The following is a 16257-nucleotide window of genomic DNA, read 5'->3' as shown; positions in this document are numbered from 1 at the left end:
AAAGTGGTTGCCGCGAAATCGCACGAACTTCGCATTCAGCACACTAGTGGATGGGGTTGTAAGTCGGGCCGCGTTTTGCGGCGTTGAGCGCCGCCGTCAAGGCCTTGGAGAAGCTGGCCTTTTCGTCCGGTCCGAGGAAGCTGCCAACGCTGACCCGGCGGCCCCGGGAGACCAGATAGAGCCGCTCGATACCGAACTCCTCATGCGAGATCTGTTCGAACCGCACCCAGAGCGGATTGAGCACCCATTCGGCCACATGACCGCGATGGCTGATCCTGCGCACCCGCAGTTCCGACGGTGTGACGGTGATCTCCTCGCTCGCCTTGGCGGAGCGGAAATTGACCTTGAACGCCCAATAGATCACCAGCGCGTCGAGGCCGAAGAAGCCGAAGATCGGCCAGGCGCCGAGCCACCAGAACACCGCGCCGGCGATGAAGCTGACCACGGTGACGAACGACATCAGCACGATAAAGCCGGTGCGATTCAGCGAGCGGTGCGGCGTCAGCAATGCCGAGAACAGTTTGGGCTCGGCCTCAGCGGCATCAGCCGCGAGATCATTGGCCCTGCGGTCTTCGCCCGGATCAAAGTCGTTGCCTGCGGTCATGGCCTATCAGTATATCCGGTTCATGGCCAAAATCATCCGCTCTCAACGCGCCAGCACATCAAGCGTTCGTTCCGCACCGAAGAAGAAGCCTGCGAATGCGGCAAGGCTGCTGCCCAAACGCGGGGCAAAGAAGGCCGCCAAGAAGGCCGCCAAGCCAACCGTAAAGTCAAAGCCATGGACATCGGAGGAGGTCTACGAGGCCTTCGACCGGTTCCGCAAAGCCAATCCCGAGCCCAAGGGCGAGCTCGAGCACCTCAATCCCTACACGCTGCTCGTTGCGGTGGTGCTGTCGGCGCAGGCGACCGACGCCGGCGTCAACAAGGCGACGCGAGCGCTGTTCGCGGTCGCCGACACGCCGGACAAGATGCTTGAGCTCGGCGAGGACAAAGTGCGCGACTACATCAAGACCATCGGGCTCTATCGCAACAAGGCGAAGAACGTCATCGCGCTCTCGCAGAAGCTGATCGCCGAGTTCGGCGGCGAGGTGCCGCGCACGCGTGCCGAGATCGAATCGCTGCCCGGCGCCGGCCGCAAGACCGCGAATGTCGTGCTCAACATGGCGTTCGGCGAGCACACGATGGCGGTCGACACCCATGTGTTTCGCGTCGGCAACCGCACCGGGCTCGCGCCCGGCAAGACGCCGCTCGAGGTCGAGCTGGGATTGGAAAAAGTGATCCCGACCGAGTTCATGCTGCACGCCCATCACTGGCTGATCCTGCATGGCCGCTACACCTGCCTCGCCCGCGGTCCACGTTGCGACGTGTGTCTGATCAATGATCTCTGCCGGTGGCCGGAAAAGACCGTCTGAGGCATGATCGTCGTCATGTGCTATCAGGGCGTTCTCGAGCGAAGTGGATGCCGGTCCGCGTGATAGGTTCGTCGGCTGTTCCGGTGGGTGATTGAGGGAGTGCGGTGTGGCAGAGCAGGTTGAAGATGGTCCGTCACCCGCCAGCCAGACCGCGACTGCTGCGGCGCCTGCCAAGGCGCAACCTTCGGCAAGCGGCTTCTGGAGCCGTTTCGCGATTCCGCTGTTTGTCGTGCTCGTCGCGCTGGTGTTCGTCGCGGTGGCGACCAGCCGCTGGGATGCCTGGGTCGGCAGCGCCACGATCCAGACCACCAATGATGCCTATGTGCGCGCCGAATTGACCCAGCTCTCCAGCCGCGTGTCCGGCGAGGTGCTCACCGTCGCCGTCTCCGATTTCCAGCACGTCAAGGCCGGCGATCTCCTGGTGCAGATCGATCCCGCCGATTATCAGGCGCAGGTGGCGCAGGCCGAGGCCGGCGTGGTCGGTGCGCAGGCCGTGCTCGATAACCTCAACAACCAGGTCGAGCTGCAATACGCAACCATCGCGCAGGCCGAAGCTGCGCGGCTGTCCGCGGAGGCGCAGCAGACCTTGGCACGTCAGGAGGAAGAGCGTCAGCAGTCGCTGTCGCAAACCGACGCCGGCACGCGGCAGCGGCTCGAGCAGGCGACCGCATCCTACGCCAAGGCGGAGGCCGACGTGCGCGCCAGCCGCGCTGTCATCGCGGCACAGCGCCATCAGCTCGAGGTCCTGCAAGGCACCAAGAAGCAGCGTGCCGCCGACCTCGACGCCGCCAAGGCGCTATTGGCATCGGCCAAGCTCAAGCTTGGCTACACCAAGATCGTTGCGCCGTTCGACGGCGTCACCGGCGAGCGCCAGGTGCAGCCGGGCGACTACGTCAACATCGGCGCCAATCTGATCAACGTCGTGCCGCTGCCGAACGTCTATGTGATCGCCAACTACAAGGAGACCCAGCTGACCAACGTCAAGCCGGGCCAGCCGGTCGAGGTCACCGTGGATACGTTCGCGGGCCAAAGGCTGCGCGGCGTCGTCGAGCGCATCGCGCCGGCAAGCGGATCGCAATTCGCGCTGCTGCCGCCCGATAACGCCACCGGCAATTTCACCAAGGTGGTGCAGCGCATTCCGGTGCGTATCCACTTCGACAAGGGCCAGCCCTTGCTCGAGCGCCTGCTGCCGGGCATGTCGGTCGTCACGCGGATCGACACCGGCGAGGCGGTCGCCAATGGCGGAAAGTGACGACCGCGACCGTGGTCCGGTCTCGCGCGGCGACGTCGCGCGCTATCCGCTGTTCGCGGTCGTCGCCGTGCTGCTCGGCGCGTTTCTGGCGAATTTCGACAGCCGCCTGACCTCGGTCGGCCTGCCCGATCTGCGCGGCGCGTTCTCGCTCAGCTTCGACGAGGGCGCCTGGCTCTCGACGGCCGCCATCGGCTCGCAGATCTTCGTCGCGCCTGCGGTGGCCTGGCTTGCCACCGTGTTCGGCCTGCGCCGCGTGCTCGGCATTCCGAGCCTGGTCTATGCGGTGGTCTCGCTGACCATCCCGTTCGTGCGCGACTACACGACGCTGATCGCGCTCAGCATCGCCCACGGCATGCTGCTCGGCACCTTCGTGCCGGCGACGCTGATGATCATCCTGCGCAATTTGCCGATCCGATGGTGGCTGCCGGCGATTGCGATGTACTCGATCCGCGTCGGCTTCGCGCTCGACTCGTCAAGCTCGCTGGTCGGTTTCTATGTCGAGCATCTCGGCTGGCAGTGGCTGTATTGGCAGGGCGTGGTGATCGCGCCGCTGATGGGGCTGATGGTGTATCTCGGCACGCCGAAAGAACCCGTCAATCGCGACCTGCTGCACCATGCCGATTGGGGCGGCATGCTGCTGCTCGGCGCCGGGGTGTCGATGGTCTATGCCGGGCTCGATCAGGGCAACCGGCTGGACTGGCTCTCGTCAGGCACGGTGATGGCGCTCTTGATCGGCGGCGGGCTGTTGATCGTCGCCTTCATGATCAACGAAATGATCGCGCGCCGGCCCTGGGCGCATTTCAACGTGCTGTTCTCGCGCAATATCGGGCTCTCGCTGGTCGTCATCCTGCTGTACACGCTGACCAGCCTGTCGAATTCGTCGCTGGTGCCGAATTTCCTCGGCACCGTCGGCGCGCTGCGGCCGGAGCAGTCGGGCGTGCTGCTGTTCACCTACGGCGCGCCGCCGATGTTCGTGCTGGTGCCGATCTCGATCCTGCTGCTGCGCCACCTCGATCCGCGCATCGTCGTGGTGCTCGGCTTCTCGGCGTTCGCAGCCGCCAATCTCTGGGGCACGCAGCTGAGCCACGTCTGGGCGCGCGAGGACTTTGTCGGCGTCGTCCTGCTCACCTCGATCGGGCAGGCGTTCACGCTGCTGCCGATCATCATCATGGCGCTGTCGAATTCCGATCCGTCGCGGGCGACGGCGTTCGCGGCCTATATCCAGATCATGCGCCTCGGCGGCGCCGAGATCGGCGTCGCGCTGATGGGGACCTGGCTGCGGGTCCGCGAGCAGATCCATTCGAACTATCTCGGACAGCACGTCCAGAATGGCGATATCGACGTCGTGAACCTGCTCAAGCGGCTGGCGGGTGAATTTTCCGGCCACGGCATTGGGACGGCGACGGGGCGCGCCGTCGGCACGCTGGCGGCGCTGGTGCAGCGCGAGGCCAACACGCTCGCCTATATCGACGGCTTCTGGCTGTGCTTCTGGCTCGCGATCCTGGCGCTGGTCCTGGTCGCCTTCATCACGCGCGCGCCGCAGGGCCCGTTGTCGCCGGCGCCGCTCGGCTTGGTGAAGAGCGCGATGCGCAGGCTGGGCGTCACCGCTTCCTGATTTTCGAAGAGGCGGCGCGGATATCGGCGCCGGGTCAATTTATAGTGAATGCGGCGCTCGCGCGATGTCGCAGGCGTGTTGAAATATTTTGCTCATCGCGCGGTTCCAAGAGCGGGGGAAATGGAGCCATGATGATCGAGATAAAGCAGACGGCCGCGCTTGTTTCCCTGGCGACGGCGGTTCCACCGCATCTATTCCATCAGGGACAGGTCCTGCAGGCCGCGCGCAATCTCCTCGCCGATCGCTATGCCGAATTCGAGACGCTCTCCAGCCTGTTCGCCAACACCGGCATCCAGCATCGCTACGGCGTCAAGCCGATCGAATGGTATCTCGAACGGCGCGGCTGGCCGGAGCGAACGCTGGCGTTCCTGGAGGGCGCGGAGACGCTGTACGTCGACGTGGCCCGCAAGGCGATTGCGCGCGCCGACCTGACCGGCGGGGACATCGATGTCGTGGTCACGGTGTGCTCGACGGGTATAGCCACGCCGACGCTGGAGGCGCGCGTCGCCGGCAAGCTCGGTCTGCGGACGGATGTGTCGCGCGTGCCGGTGTTCGGCCTGGGCTGCGCGGGCGGCGTGTCGGGCCTGTCGATCGCGGCGCGGCTGGCCGAAGCGCGGCCGGGAGCGAACGTGCTGCTGGTTGCGCTCGAACTCTGCACGCTCGCGGTCCGGCACGACGAGCTCACCAAGGCAAATATCGTTGCGGCCAGCCTGTTCGGCGATGGCGCGGCCGCGATCGTGCTGCGTGCCGGCGACGGTGGCGCGACGCGGATCGAGGCGATGGGCGAAAAGCTGTGGCCGGATACGCTCGACATCATGGGCTGGACGGTCGATCCGGAAGGATTCGGCGTGGTCTTTCAGCGAACCATTCCGGATTTCGTCCGCGACCATGTTGGACCAGCCGTCGCCGAAATCCTGGCGCGGATGCAGCTGACCGCCGATGACATCGACCGCTTCCTCTGCCATCCCGGCGGCGCCAAGGTCATCGCCGCGCTGGAGCGGGCACTCGCGCTCGATCAGGGCACGCTCGATCACGAACGCGACGTCATCGCGGCTTGCGGCAACATGTCGGGCCCGACGGTTCTCTTTGTTCTCGAACGAGCCGGCGCCAAGGGATTGCCGCCGCGCTCGCTGCTCACGGCGCTCGGGCCGGGCTTCACGCTCAGCTGCGTTGCGCTCAGGCACGCGGCGTGAGCTTCGCGTCGGTCATCCTCTTGCTGGTCACGCTGCAGCGTCTCGGCGAGCTCGTGCTGTCACGTCGCAACACCGAGCGGCTTCTCGCACGAGGCGCGGTCGAGGTCGGCGCCAATCACTACCCGCTCATTGTCCTGGTTCACGCCGGCTGGCTGACCGCGCTGTGGATCTGGGGCCGCGACCAGGACGTCAATCTGGCCGCGCTGGCGGGTTTCCTGGTGCTGCAAGGCTTGCGGATATGGATCCTCGTCGCGCTGGGGCCGCGATGGACCACGCGAATCGTCGTGCTGCCGGGCGCGCCGCTGGTCGCATCCGGGCCGTACCGATATTTCCCGCATCCAAACTACGCCGTCGTGGTCGGTGAAATCGCACTTCTTCCCCTCGCGCTCCACCTGCCGCGATTGGCGCTGATCTTTACCCTCCTCAATCTCGCGGTGCTTGCGGTCCGGATTCGGATCGAGAACCGCGCGCTCTCCGTCTCCGATTGGCCGCGCACAAGCACGCCATGAGCAAGGCGGATCACCGAACCGACGGCCCATCGGCTGCGACCTGGACCGGCTTTCTCCTGATGTGCTTCGGCATGTTCATGGCGATTCTCGACATCCAGGTCGTCGCAACCTCGTTGCCGACGATCCAGCGCGCGCTAGCGATCTCGCCGGCGGCGATGAGCTGGATCCAGACCGCCTATCTGATCGCGGAGGTGATCGCGATCCCGCTGACCGGCCTCTTCACGCATGCGCTGTCGTTGCGATGGCTGTTCGCGCTTGCGGTGAGCCTGTTCACTGCCGCCTCGGTCGGCTGCGCCCTCAGCGGCGGCTTTGCCGCGCTGCTGGCGTTTCGCGTGCTGCAGGGATTTTCCGGCGGCGTGCTGATCCCCGCAGTGTTCTCCGCCGTGTTCACGCTGTTCCCGGCGCGGCTTCATCCGGTGGCCACCACGATCGGCGGCGTCGTCGCGGTGCTCGCGCCGACCGTCGGACCCGTCGTCGGCGGCTGGATCACGCAGACCTGGTCGTGGCCATGGCTGTTCCTGATCAATCTGGTTCCGGGAACGGCGGCGGCCTCGGTCACGCCGTTGCTGCTTCCGAGGGAAGGCGTGCAGCTTCGGGCGTTCTCCAGACTGGATAAATGGTCGCTTGTCCTGCTCGCAGCGACGCTCGCAAGCTTCATGATTGGTCTGAAGGAAGCGCCGCAACGCGGTTGGGCGTCGATGCCTGGTCTCGGCCTGCTGATCGGAAGCATTGCCGGGATGGCATTGCTGATCCGGCGCACGCTCCGCGCGGTGGATCCGATCGCGCAATTGACGCTTTTCAAGCGGCGTCCGTTCGCGATCGGTTGCGCACTGAGCTTTTGCCTCGGCATTGGCCTGTATGGATCGACCTATCTGATGCCGGTATTCCTCGGTTTCGTCCGCCGCCATGACGCCTTCGAGATCGGCACGATCATGCTGGTCACGGGGGTTGCGCAGCTCGCCGCCGCGCCGCTTGCGGCGATCCTCGAAAGCCGCGTCGGCGCGCGGCGGCTGACCGGCGCGGGCTTCGCCTTGTTCGCGCTCGGCCTCGGCTGGAGCGCCATTCAGCCGCGCACGGCGGATTTTGGCGAGATGTTCTGGCCGCAGGTCGTGCGTGGCGTCGCGATCATGTTCTGCCTGCTACCGCCGACGCGCATTGCGCTGGGCGCCCTGCCGGAGGCGGACATTGCCGACGCCAGCGGACTGTTCAATCTGATGCGCAATCTGGGCGGCGCGATCGGGATCGCCCTGATCGATACCATCCTCTATGGGCGAAGCCCGATCTATGGCGAGGATTTCCGCCTGCGCCTGCTGGCGGGGGATGTCACTGCGGCGCAGGCGATCGGGCTCGATCCGAAGTTGCTGATCGACCGGCCGCCGGGTCTGCCGGACGACGCCACGGTGGCATTCATCCGGCCGTTGGTCGAACGGGCGTCGCTCGCACTCACCGTGAACGAAGCATGGGCGATGCTCGCCTGCGTGGCGATCGTCGGACTGCTGCTCGTGCCCTTCGCAAGCGATCGGGTGCCGGCATCGCTGCCCGAGCTTCCGGATACCACCTAGACCGAGGACACGTTGGTTCGCCGCGCCGGTTCGATCAACTCGCGCCGCGGGCCCGACAGCCGCTTGTACATGTGCACCATGAAGGCCATGCCGAACAGCGGCGTCGCCAGATTGACGATCGGGATCGAGACGAAGGCAGCGATGAACAGGCCCGCGGTAAAGACCGTCGCCGCGTTCTCCTTGCGCATCGCCTTGGCGTCATCAGGCGAGCGGAACCGCATCGCCGCAAGCTCGAAATACTCGCGGCCGAGCAGCCAGGCGGTCGCGAGGAAGAAGATGATGAAGCCCGCGCCCGCGAACAGCACGAACGGCAGCGCGACCAGATAGACCAGGATCGTCAGCAGCGCGGTCTTGACGCCCTCGATCGTCGCGAGCGTCACCGGCAGCGCCACGCCGGGATGGTCGGCCGGATAATGCTCGCGCTCGACATGGTCGGCGACGTCGTCGACAAACAGGCTCGCCACCAGCGAGGTGATCGCCGGCATCAGGAAGATGCCGCCGAGCACGACGCCAAGGCCCGCCGAGATCGAGACGATCCAGGACAGCACGTGCAGCGTGGAATGGAAATTGGGGCCGAGCATGCCTTCGGCCCAGACCTCTCCATAGTCGGCAAACCAGCTCAGCAGCCGCTGCAATCCGATCGCCAGCACGGTGATCAGCACCAGCGCAAGCCCGATCGAGCGCCACAGGATCGAGCGCATCGGCGGCGACAGGATTTGCGAAAGCGCCTTGACGGCGGCGGCTAACATGACTGGGTTACCTCTGCACAAATGACCCGCGAGAGGTAGACACCCAATATGGCTTCGGCAAGTGCCGTTTGTGCCGCGGCGAGAGCGTTTTCGAGCGAAATGCTCTAGGCGTCGAGCGGCCTGCCGCGGACGTTCGGTCCCCAGACACCGATGGCAATGATCACGATGACCATCGCCGCGGTGATCAGGCCGAACACGCCGCCGACGCCGGCCTCCTTCAGCATGAACGCCACGATGAAGCCGGAGAAGGTCGCGCTGAGCCGGCTCATCGAATAGACGAGGCCCGCGGCGCGCGCCCGGATCGCGGTCGGGAACACCTCGGTCTGGTAGGCGTGATAGGCGTAGGACAGCGTCATGTTGGCCCCCGTCACCAGCACGCCGCTGGCGATCAGCAGCACCGGCTCGGTGAGCTGCGAGAAGGCGAGACCGAACACCGAGATCGCGGTGGCCGCGCCGCAGATGATCCATTTGCGCTCGAAGCGGTCGGCGAAGGTTGCGGCCAAGAGCGGCGCGAGCGGATAGGCGAAGGCGATGATGAAGGAATATTGCAGGCTCTTGGTGACGTTGATGCCCTTCTGCACCAAGAGCGCCGGAACCCAGTTGGAGAAGCCGTAGACGCCGAATGCCTGGCAGAGATTGAAGATCATGAACAGCACGACGAGCGAGGCGTAGGGCGGCCTGAACAGGTCGGCATAGCCGGTCTCGGCCGGCGCACCTGCCGGCGCCATCGCTGCCGTCGCGGTCGGGCGCGGCGCCGCCGTCGGCGATGCGGCTTCGAGCGTCCGCATGATTGTCTCGGCCTCGGCAGCGCGGCCATGGCGGGCCAGCCAGAGCGGGCTTTCCGGAACGTAGAGCCGCAGCACCCAGATGATCATGCTGGCGGCGGCGCCGATCAGCACGACCCAGCGCCAGCCGTCGATGCCGTGCGGCGAGAGCGGCACCAGCCACCACGCGAGTGCCGCGACGATCGGCACCGCCGACAGCATGACCGCCTGGTTGATCGCAAACGCCCGGCCGCGCATCCAGCTCGGCACCAACTCGGTGATGTAGGCGTCGATGGTGATGACCTCGATGCCGATCCCGATCCCGGCGATGAAGCGCCACAGCAGCAGGCCGCCGGGTGTGGTCTGGCACGCCATGATCACGGATGCGGCGCTGTAGAACAGCAGCGACCAGGTGAAGACCGCCTTGCGCCCGAAGCGATCGGCGAGGAAGCCGAGGCAGAACGTGCCGACGAACAGGCCGGCGAAGGTCGCCGCGACGAAGGCGCCGATCCCGGAGAAGCCGAAGAACGCCTGCGTCGTCGTGGTCATCAATCCGCTGCGGGCAAGGCCCGGCGCGATATAGCCAGTGAAGAACAGGTCGTAGATTTCGAAGCAGCCGCCGAGCGAGAGCAGGATCACCAGCCGCCAGACATACAAGGAGGTGGCAGCGCCTCGAGCCGTCGCGAAATCTGGTCGGGTCCGCTTGTCGTGGTGGCGAGATCGGCGACCGAGCCGAGTTCGACGGCGCTCATGATGGTCCTCCCCGAATGGTGCAACGGCCGCCCTTCTTGCGAAGGCGTGCCGGTCGCGCATGTTTGGCAGCCGGGAGCCAGAAATCCAGACGAACATATCGAAGGAATCGTTCGATATTTTCGAACTCAGGGGGGAGGGTTGCATTGATTCACCTTTCAAACGGCTTGTTCAACTGTCGCCCCTGCGAAAGCAGGAACCCATACTCCGCGGCGGGTGTCGTGAAAGGGACTCGTCGTCCCACTGGTGCGCAACTTTGCGGTTCGGTGGTTATGGGTCACTGCTTTCGCAGGGACGACACTGAACCTGTGCAACCACTGGGTCATACATTCAGATCAGCAGCGTCGCCTCCCAGGCGCCGCGGCCCACCTGGTCTGCGATCAGGGCGCGGATCAGGCGGCACATCTCCTCCATGACGTAAGTCATTGGGCGGTTGCGCAAGCGGCAAAGATAGAGCGTGCGGGTCAGTTTTGGTTCGATGACTTCGCGCGCGACCAGCGATCGTGCCTTCAATGGCTCGCTGACGAAATGCGTCGTCGCGATCGTGCAGCCCAAGCCCGCGGTCAGCGCGCCGATCATGCCGCTGGTCGAGTTGAGATGCATGATCGCATTGGCCTCGAGCCGCTTCAGCAGCACGGGATCATCCAGCAGCGCGCGCGCCGATAGTCCGTACCGCAACAGGATCAGGGGCAGCCGCGTCACCTCCTCGAAGGTGATTGGCGTTTTCTTCCCGATCAGCTTCTCGGTGCCGACGCAGAACATCTGTTCCTCCAGCACCGGCTCGGCGATGAGGTCCTTTTCCGACGGCGGATTGTAGACCAGCGCGAGGTCGACCTCGGAACTCAGCAGATGCAGCAGCGTCGCGCCGGAGAGACTCTCGGTCAGCGACAGCTTCAGGTTCGGATATTTCGTCAGCACGGTGCGCATCAGCGGCACGCCGATCGCCTTCATCCCGGAATTGGCCATGCCGATCGAGATATCGCCGGCGATCACGCTGGCGCCTTCCTTGATCTCGCGCTCGGCCGCCGCCATCGCGCGCAGGATGATGCGGGCATGTTCATAGAGCCGCTCGCCCGCCGCGGTCGGTTCCATGCCGCGTGGCTTGCGCTCGAACAGCGGCGTGGCGAATTCAGCTTCCAGATTAGCGATGTGGTGGCTGAGCGCGGATTGCGCGACGTTGGCCTGATCCGCCGCCCGCGACAGGTTGCGCTGCTCGTAAACCGCGATGAAATAGCGAAGCTGGCGCGAATCCATGAGGGTTCAGCGTTCTAGAACCACGAATACTCTATTCGACAGATTATATTTTTCAGATAGCGTGCGGAAGCCTAACCTGCGCCGATCACAAAGCGTTTTCGAGCGAAGCGGATACCGGTTCGCGTGAAGAAACGCGTCAGAACAAGAGCGCAACGAGCACGGAGAAACCGATGACCGGGAACGGACTGCCGCTGGAAGGCGTGAGGGTCGTCGAGATGACCCACATGGTGATGGGGCCGACCTGCGGCATGATCCTGGCGCAACTCGGCGCCGAGGTGATCAAGGTCGAACCGCCCGCTGGCGACAAGACCCGTTCGCTCGGCGGCATGGGAGTGTCGTTCTTCCCGCTGTTCAACCGCGGCAAGCGCAGCGTGGTGCTCGACTTCGCCAAGCCCGAGGACCGCGACACGATGCACCGGCTGCTTGCCAGCGCCGACGTGTTCCTGGAGAATTTTCGCGACGGCCAGCTCGACAAGCAGGGGCTCGGCGCCGAGGAGCTTCGCCAAAAATATCCGCAGCTGATCATCGCCGGCCACAAGGGCTTTCTGTCCGGTCCCTATGATCATCGGCCGGCGCTCGACGAGGTCGTGCAGATGATGTCGGGGCTCGCGGCGATGACCGGCACGCGCGACAAGCCGCAGCGCGTCGGCTCCTCCGCCAACGACATCATGGGCGGCATGTTCGGGGTGATCTCGATCCTCGCCGCGCTCTATCAGAAGCGTGGCGGCGACAGGAGCGGCGCTGACATCCGCATCGGCCTGTTCGAGAACTGCCTGTTCCTGGTCGCCCAGCACATGGTCGAGTACGAGATGACCGGACGCAAGCCGCGCTCGATGCCGGAACGCGAGCATGCCTGGCCGATCTACGACATCTTCGATACCGCCGGCGGCGATCGCATCTTCATCGGCGTCGTCACCGAAGGTCATTGGCAGAGCTTCTGCCGCGAGTTCGGCCTCACGGAATTCGCCGACGATCCGACGCTGCGCTCGACCACGGACCGCATCATGGCGCGCGACCGGATCATTCCGCGCGTTGCCGCGGTGATCAAGGATTGGAACGTGGCGGACCTCTCGGCGAGGCTCGACGCGCTTAACATCTGCTTCTCGCCGATCAACCGGCCGGAGGATCTGCTCGGGGATCCGCATGTGCTGCGTCCCGGCGGGCTGGTCAACAACGTGAACGCCGACGGCAAGCCGTTCCGCGTCCCCGCGCTGCCGCTCGAATGGAACGGCCGCAATATCGGCGAAGGTCTGAAGGTGCCGGTGCTCGGCGCCGATACCGAAGCGGTGCGCGCCGAGCTCACACAACAGACGATTTCATCAACCGGAAACGCTGCATGAGGCTGACATGACCCGTGTCCACGATATCTATCCGAGCGACAAGGTGAGCCTGCGAGAGGTCGGCCTGCGCGACGGGCTGCAACTCGTGAAGACGTTCCCGTCGACCGCGGCGAAACAGCGCTGGGTGCGCGATGAATACGCCGCCGGCGTACGGCATTTCGAGGTTGGCTCGTTCCTGCCGGCCAAGACCTTCCCGCAATTCGTCGATGTCCGCGACGTGGTCGCCTCCATCGCCGCGCTGCCCGGGGCGCACGGCGTCGCGCTGGCGCTGAACGAGCGCGGCGTCAACGAGGCGCTGGCCACCGGCGTTGCCGAGATCGCCTCGGTGGTATCGGCGACCGAGGAGCACAGCCAGGCCAACGCCAACCGCTCGCGCGAATCCGCGATCGGGAACATCAAGCGGCTTTGCGAGCTGCGCGATGCCAGCGCGCACAAGCCGCTGGTCAATGCCGCGATCTCGATGGCACTGGGCTGCTCGATCGTCGGTCCCGTCGATCCGAACGAGGTGCTGCGCCTCACCGAGAAGCTCTACGAGGTCGGCGTCGACATGGTCGCGATTGCGGACACGGTGGGTTATGCCGGGCCGAAGCAGGTCGGCGAGCTGACGCGGGGCGCGGTGAAGATCGCGGGATCGAAGCCGGTCTGCGTGCATCTGCACGACACCCGCGGCATGGGCATCGCGAATGCTTCCGCCGCGCTCGATGAGGGCGCCCGCGTGCTCGACGGCTCGCTCGGCGGCCTCGGCGGCTGCCCGTTCGCGCCGGGCGCCACCGGCAATGTCGTGTTCGAGGACCTCGTCTTTCTCTGCGAGAGCAAGGGATTTCCGACCGGCATCGATCTCGATCGCCTGGTCGAGGTGCGCGCGATCCTGAAATCGGAGATGCCGAACGAGGCGCTCTATGGCGGTCTCGCCCGCGCCGGCCTGCCGCGCGGCACCAAGGCGAGGGCGGCGTAGCGTATTCATTGCGTAGCCCGGATGGAGCGAAGCGAAATCCGGGGCCTCGCCCGCAGACGGAGCTTCCCGGATTTCGCTGCGCTCCATCCGGGCTACGAGACGACACGCTCTCAATCGTGCCCGTGCCCCCGCTTGCGCGGCTTCTTGTCCGGGGCGGTCGGGATCATCACCACGCGGCCGTAACGCACGCCGCGTTCGGCGATGACGTGATCGGCGAGATGGCGGACCTCGCTGCTGGCACCCTTCAGCGCCGTCACCTCCATGCAGCTGTCGTCGTCGAGATGCACATGCAGCGTCGCCAGCGACAGGTCGTGATGGCCGTGGAAATTCTGCACCAGCCGCTTCGACAAATCGCGCGCGGCGTGGTCGTAGACATAGACCAGCGCCGCGACGCATTGCCCTGACGGCGCCTCTTCCGCGCTCTGCTGCAAGCCGGCGCGTGCGAGATCGCGGATGATCTCGGAGCGGTTCTGATAGCCGCGCGCCTCGGCGGCGGCGTCGATCTCCGCGAGCAGGTCATCCTCGATGGTGATGGTGATGCGTTGCATGGATTATCCGTGGTGGCTCGATTGCCTGGCGGTATGACATTTTTCTTGTAACGTCATACTGTGCTTGCTAGCGTCGCTTTGCCGAGGTTGGTTGGACTGGTGCGGTCGTCGCGTGACTGTAACAGGTATCATGCGGGGGCATGGGCGTTGCGTCGTACTGCATGGCGGATATTTCCCGCCGCCGCGTCCATTGCAGCATTTGCGCCGGCCGCCGAAGCGCAGGCGGTCGCCACCGTGCCCGGCCAGTTGCCGCCGGTGACGGTAACGTCGCCGGACCAGGCGCCACCCAGGCACGCCAGACCGTCCCGGCGTCCGCGCCATGTCGCCAGCGGCGGCCGCAAGCCTGCCGCGCTCCAACCAAGTCAACCCACCGCTGCGAGCGACGGAATCACCGGCGGCTCGGCGACCGTGTCCGCGTCCGATCTGCAACCGACCGCCGCCAGCGCGCGGCAGATTAGCGGCGACGAGGTGAATGCGCGGCCGATCTCGCGCGTCGGCGAAGTTCTGGAGGTGGTGCCGGGTCTGATCGTCACTCAGCATTCCGGCGAGGGCAAAGCCAATCAATATTTTCTGCGCGGCTTCAATCTCGATCACGGCACTGACCTCGCCATCACCGTCGACGGCATGCCGGTCAACATGCCGACCCATGGTCATGGCCAGGGCTATGCCGACATCAATTTCCTGATCCCGGAGCTGATCCGGTCGATGGATGTCCGCAAGGGTCCATACTACGCGGACAAGGGCGACTTCGCTTCCGCCGGCGCGGTCGACATCAATTATCTGAACGCACTGCCGAAGAACATCGCCGAGCTGACGGTTGGCAGCTTCGGCTATCTGCGCGCGATGACAGCCAGCTCGGCCAAGGCCGGCGATGGCACGCTGCTCGCAGCCTTCGAGGCCAACAAATACAATGGCCCGTGGGACGTGCCCGACGACATTCGCAAGCTCAACGGCGTACTGCGCTATAGCCAGGGTACCGCGACCGACGGCTTCTCGCTGACCGCGATGGCCTATTCCAATGGCTGGAATTCGACCGACCAGGTCGCGCAACGTGCGATCGACCAGGGCCTGATCGGCCGTTATGGCACGCTCGATCCGACCGATGGCGGCACCGCCAGCCGCTTCAGCCTGTCCGGCAACTGGGCGCAGTCCAGCGACTACGGGCAGAGCAAGCTCAACGCCTATGTGATCCGCTCGTCGCTGCAGCTTGACAACAACTTCACCTATTTCCTCGACGACCCCGTCAACGGTGACCAGTTCAGCCAGACCGACAGGCGCACCGTCTATGGCCTCGACGCCAGCCATGCTTTCGACCTTCGTTTCGCCGGCGTCGATACGCAGACCCGGGTCGGCGTGCAGACCCGCTACGACGACATCAATGTCGGTCTGTTCAAGACCGTGCAGCGCGAGATCCTGTCCAGCGTGCGCAACGACCAGGTGCAGGAGGGTAGCGTCGCGCTGTGGGCCGATACCACCGCGCGCTGGACCGACTGGCTGCGCACCACGGTCGGCATCCGCGAGGATTATTTTGCCGGCCATGTGCTGAGCGACACGCCGCAGAATTCCGGCAACGCCCAGGCGGCGATGACGAGCCCGAAGGCCGGCATCGTGCTCGGCCCCTGGTCCAGGACCGAGTTCTACGGCAATGCCGGCTTCGGCTTGCATTCCAACGACATCAGGGGCGCGACCATCACCGTCGATCCCAATGACAAGGTGACGCCGCTCGAGCGCGTGCCGCTGCTGGTGCGCTCGAAGGGCGCCGAACTCGGCATCCGCACCAGGGCGATCGACGGCCTCACCTCGTCGCTCGCCGTGTTCGTGCTCGATTTCGATTCCGAGCTGCTGTTCGTCGGCGATGCCGGCACCACCGAGCCGAGCCGGCCGAGCCGGCGCGTCGGCGTCGAGTGGACCAACCAGTACAAGCTCTTGCCGTGGGTGAGCCTCGATTTCGACCTCGCCTATACCCGCGCCCGCTTCACGGATGTCGATCCGGCCGGCAATTTCATTCCGGGTGCGCCGGCCTGGGTCGCCAGCGGCGGCGTCACCTTCGGCCGCGAGACCGGCTGGTTCGGCAGCCTGCGCGCCCGCTATTTCGGCCCGCGCCCGCTGATCGAGGATGACAGCGTGCGCTCGCTGTCGTCATTCATCGTCAACGCCCGCGCCGGCTACAAATTCGACAACGGGATGCGGCTGCAGCTCGACGTCCTCAATCTCTTCAACGCGCAAACCAACCAGATCGAATACTACTATCTGTCGCGGCTGCCGGGCGAGCCGATCGATGGCGTCGCCGACCGCCATGTGCATCCTGCCGAGCCGCTTGCCGTTCGGCTGACGCTTGCGGCAACGTTCTGATC

At 65.3% G+C, this 16257-nt stretch carries 14 protein-coding genes; 9 read left to right on the top strand and 5 right to left on the bottom strand.

From position 1 onward, the window contains the following. Positions 1 to 43: 43 nt before the first annotated feature. The gene (locus J2R76_RS27620) at positions 44 to 604 is read right to left on the bottom strand and encodes a DUF2244 domain-containing protein (RefSeq protein ID WP_244558980.1); all 561 of its coding nucleotides are present in this window, start codon (positions 602 to 604) and stop codon (positions 44 to 46) included. Between the two features lie 22 nt (positions 605 to 626). Between J2R76_RS27620 and nth the strand changes: the two genes are divergently transcribed. The 6 genes from nth (at position 627) to J2R76_RS27590 (ending at position 7543) form a co-directional block, all read left to right on the top strand. Next, positions 627 to 1412 (top strand): endonuclease III, encoded by a 786-nt coding sequence (gene nth / locus J2R76_RS27615; RefSeq protein ID WP_253626095.1) that lies wholly within the window; start codon positions 627 to 629, stop codon positions 1410 to 1412. 106 nt (positions 1413 to 1518) lie between these two features. Further along, a complete protein-coding gene (locus J2R76_RS27610; protein ID WP_253625221.1) occupies positions 1519 to 2664 on the top strand; it encodes an HlyD family efflux transporter periplasmic adaptor subunit in 1146 nt (381 codons plus the stop codon). Further along, positions 2651 to 4279, top strand: coding sequence for an MFS transporter (locus J2R76_RS27605; RefSeq protein WP_253625220.1), 1629 nt, complete (start codon positions 2651 to 2653; stop codon positions 4277 to 4279). Before J2R76_RS27610 ends, J2R76_RS27605 begins: the two co-directional genes overlap by 14 nt. Before the next feature lie 140 nt (positions 4280 to 4419). Then, positions 4420 to 5472, top strand: coding sequence for a type III polyketide synthase (locus tag J2R76_RS27600; RefSeq protein ID WP_253626094.1), 1053 nt, complete (start codon positions 4420 to 4422; stop codon positions 5470 to 5472). Then, positions 5469 to 5981, top strand: a complete 513-nt coding sequence (locus J2R76_RS27595; RefSeq protein ID WP_253625219.1) for an isoprenylcysteine carboxyl methyltransferase family protein — start codon at positions 5469 to 5471, stop codon at positions 5979 to 5981. Before J2R76_RS27600 ends, J2R76_RS27595 begins: the two co-directional genes overlap by 4 nt. Then, entirely contained in the window at positions 5978 to 7543 is a 1566-nt protein-coding gene (locus tag J2R76_RS27590) for a DHA2 family efflux MFS transporter permease subunit (protein WP_375166538.1), read from the top strand. The genes J2R76_RS27595 and J2R76_RS27590 overlap by 4 nt, the downstream gene beginning before the upstream one ends. Here the strand turns inward: J2R76_RS27590 and J2R76_RS27585 are convergent. The 3 genes from J2R76_RS27585 to J2R76_RS27575 form a co-directional block, all read right to left on the bottom strand. After that, entirely contained in the window at positions 7540 to 8292 is a 753-nt protein-coding gene (locus J2R76_RS27585) for a sulfate transporter family protein (protein ID WP_057020368.1), read from the bottom strand. The genes J2R76_RS27590 and J2R76_RS27585 overlap by 4 nt on opposite strands. A gap of 104 nt (positions 8293 to 8396) precedes the next feature. Next, positions 8397 to 9713 (bottom strand): MFS transporter, encoded by a 1317-nt coding sequence (locus J2R76_RS27580; protein ID WP_253625218.1) that lies wholly within the window; start codon positions 9711 to 9713, stop codon positions 8397 to 8399. Between the two features lie 423 nt (positions 9714 to 10136). Then, the gene (locus J2R76_RS27575) at positions 10137 to 11060 is read right to left on the bottom strand and encodes a LysR family transcriptional regulator (protein ID WP_016840003.1); all 924 of its coding nucleotides are present in this window, start codon (positions 11058 to 11060) and stop codon (positions 10137 to 10139) included. A gap of 170 nt (positions 11061 to 11230) precedes the next feature. Between J2R76_RS27575 and J2R76_RS27570 the strand changes: the two genes are divergently transcribed. Together J2R76_RS27570 and J2R76_RS27565 are read left to right on the top strand one after the other, a co-directional pair. Continuing rightward, positions 11231 to 12400: a CaiB/BaiF CoA-transferase family protein gene (locus tag J2R76_RS27570; RefSeq protein ID WP_253588376.1), complete on the top strand. Its 1170-nt coding sequence runs from the start codon at positions 11231 to 11233 to the stop codon at positions 12398 to 12400. A 7-nt stretch (positions 12401 to 12407) separates the two neighbouring features. Beyond that, positions 12408 to 13355 carry a hydroxymethylglutaryl-CoA lyase gene (locus J2R76_RS27565; RefSeq protein ID WP_076833742.1) on the top strand — a complete coding sequence of 316 codons (948 nt, stop codon included), beginning with the start codon at positions 12408 to 12410 and terminating at the stop codon, positions 13353 to 13355. Positions 13356 to 13465: 110 nt separating this feature from the next. On the opposite strand, the gene nikR is transcribed toward J2R76_RS27565, so the two are convergent. After that, positions 13466 to 13903: a nickel-responsive transcriptional regulator NikR gene (gene nikR / locus J2R76_RS27560; protein ID WP_076833744.1), complete on the bottom strand. Its 438-nt coding sequence runs from the start codon at positions 13901 to 13903 to the stop codon at positions 13466 to 13468. A 147-nt stretch (positions 13904 to 14050) separates the two neighbouring features. On the opposite strand from nikR, the gene J2R76_RS27555 reads away from it, so the two are divergent. Further along, entirely contained in the window at positions 14051 to 16255 is a 2205-nt protein-coding gene (locus tag J2R76_RS27555) for a TonB-dependent receptor (protein WP_244558981.1), read from the top strand. Positions 16256 to 16257: the final 2 nt, after the last annotated feature.

The organism is Bradyrhizobium sp. USDA 4532 (assembly GCF_024171315.1).
GTDB classification, from domain to species: domain Bacteria; phylum Pseudomonadota; class Alphaproteobacteria; order Rhizobiales; family Xanthobacteraceae; genus Bradyrhizobium; species Bradyrhizobium australafricanum.
Note: the sequence above shows the minus strand (reverse complement) of the source record. Positions and strands in the feature narration are given on the sequence as shown.

Bases quoted from the DNA above. Each gene is read 5' to 3' on its own strand.
- J2R76_RS27575 (WP_016840003.1), bottom strand. From the start codon at position 11,060: ATGGATTCGCGCCAGCTTCGCTATTTCATCGCGGTTTACGAGCAGCGC.
- J2R76_RS27620 (WP_244558980.1), bottom strand. From the start codon at position 604: ATGACCGCAGGCAACGACTTTGATCCGGGCGAAGACCGCAGGGCCAAT.
- J2R76_RS27605 (WP_253625220.1), top strand. From the start codon at position 2,651: ATGGCGGAAAGTGACGACCGCGACCGTGGTCCGGTCTCGCGCGGCGAC.
- J2R76_RS27585 (WP_057020368.1), bottom strand. From the start codon at position 8,292: ATGTTAGCCGCCGCCGTCAAGGCGCTTTCGCAAATCCTGTCGCCGCCG.
- J2R76_RS27565 (WP_076833742.1), top strand. From the start codon at position 12,408: ATGACCCGTGTCCACGATATCTATCCGAGCGACAAGGTGAGCCTGCGA.
- J2R76_RS27590 (WP_375166538.1), top strand. From the start codon at position 5,978: ATGAGCAAGGCGGATCACCGAACCGACGGCCCATCGGCTGCGACCTGG.
- nth (WP_253626095.1), top strand. From the start codon at position 627: ATGGCCAAAATCATCCGCTCTCAACGCGCCAGCACATCAAGCGTTCGT.
- J2R76_RS27570 (WP_253588376.1), top strand. From the start codon at position 11,231: ATGACCGGGAACGGACTGCCGCTGGAAGGCGTGAGGGTCGTCGAGATG.
- nikR (WP_076833744.1), bottom strand. From the start codon at position 13,903: ATGCAACGCATCACCATCACCATCGAGGATGACCTGCTCGCGGAGATC.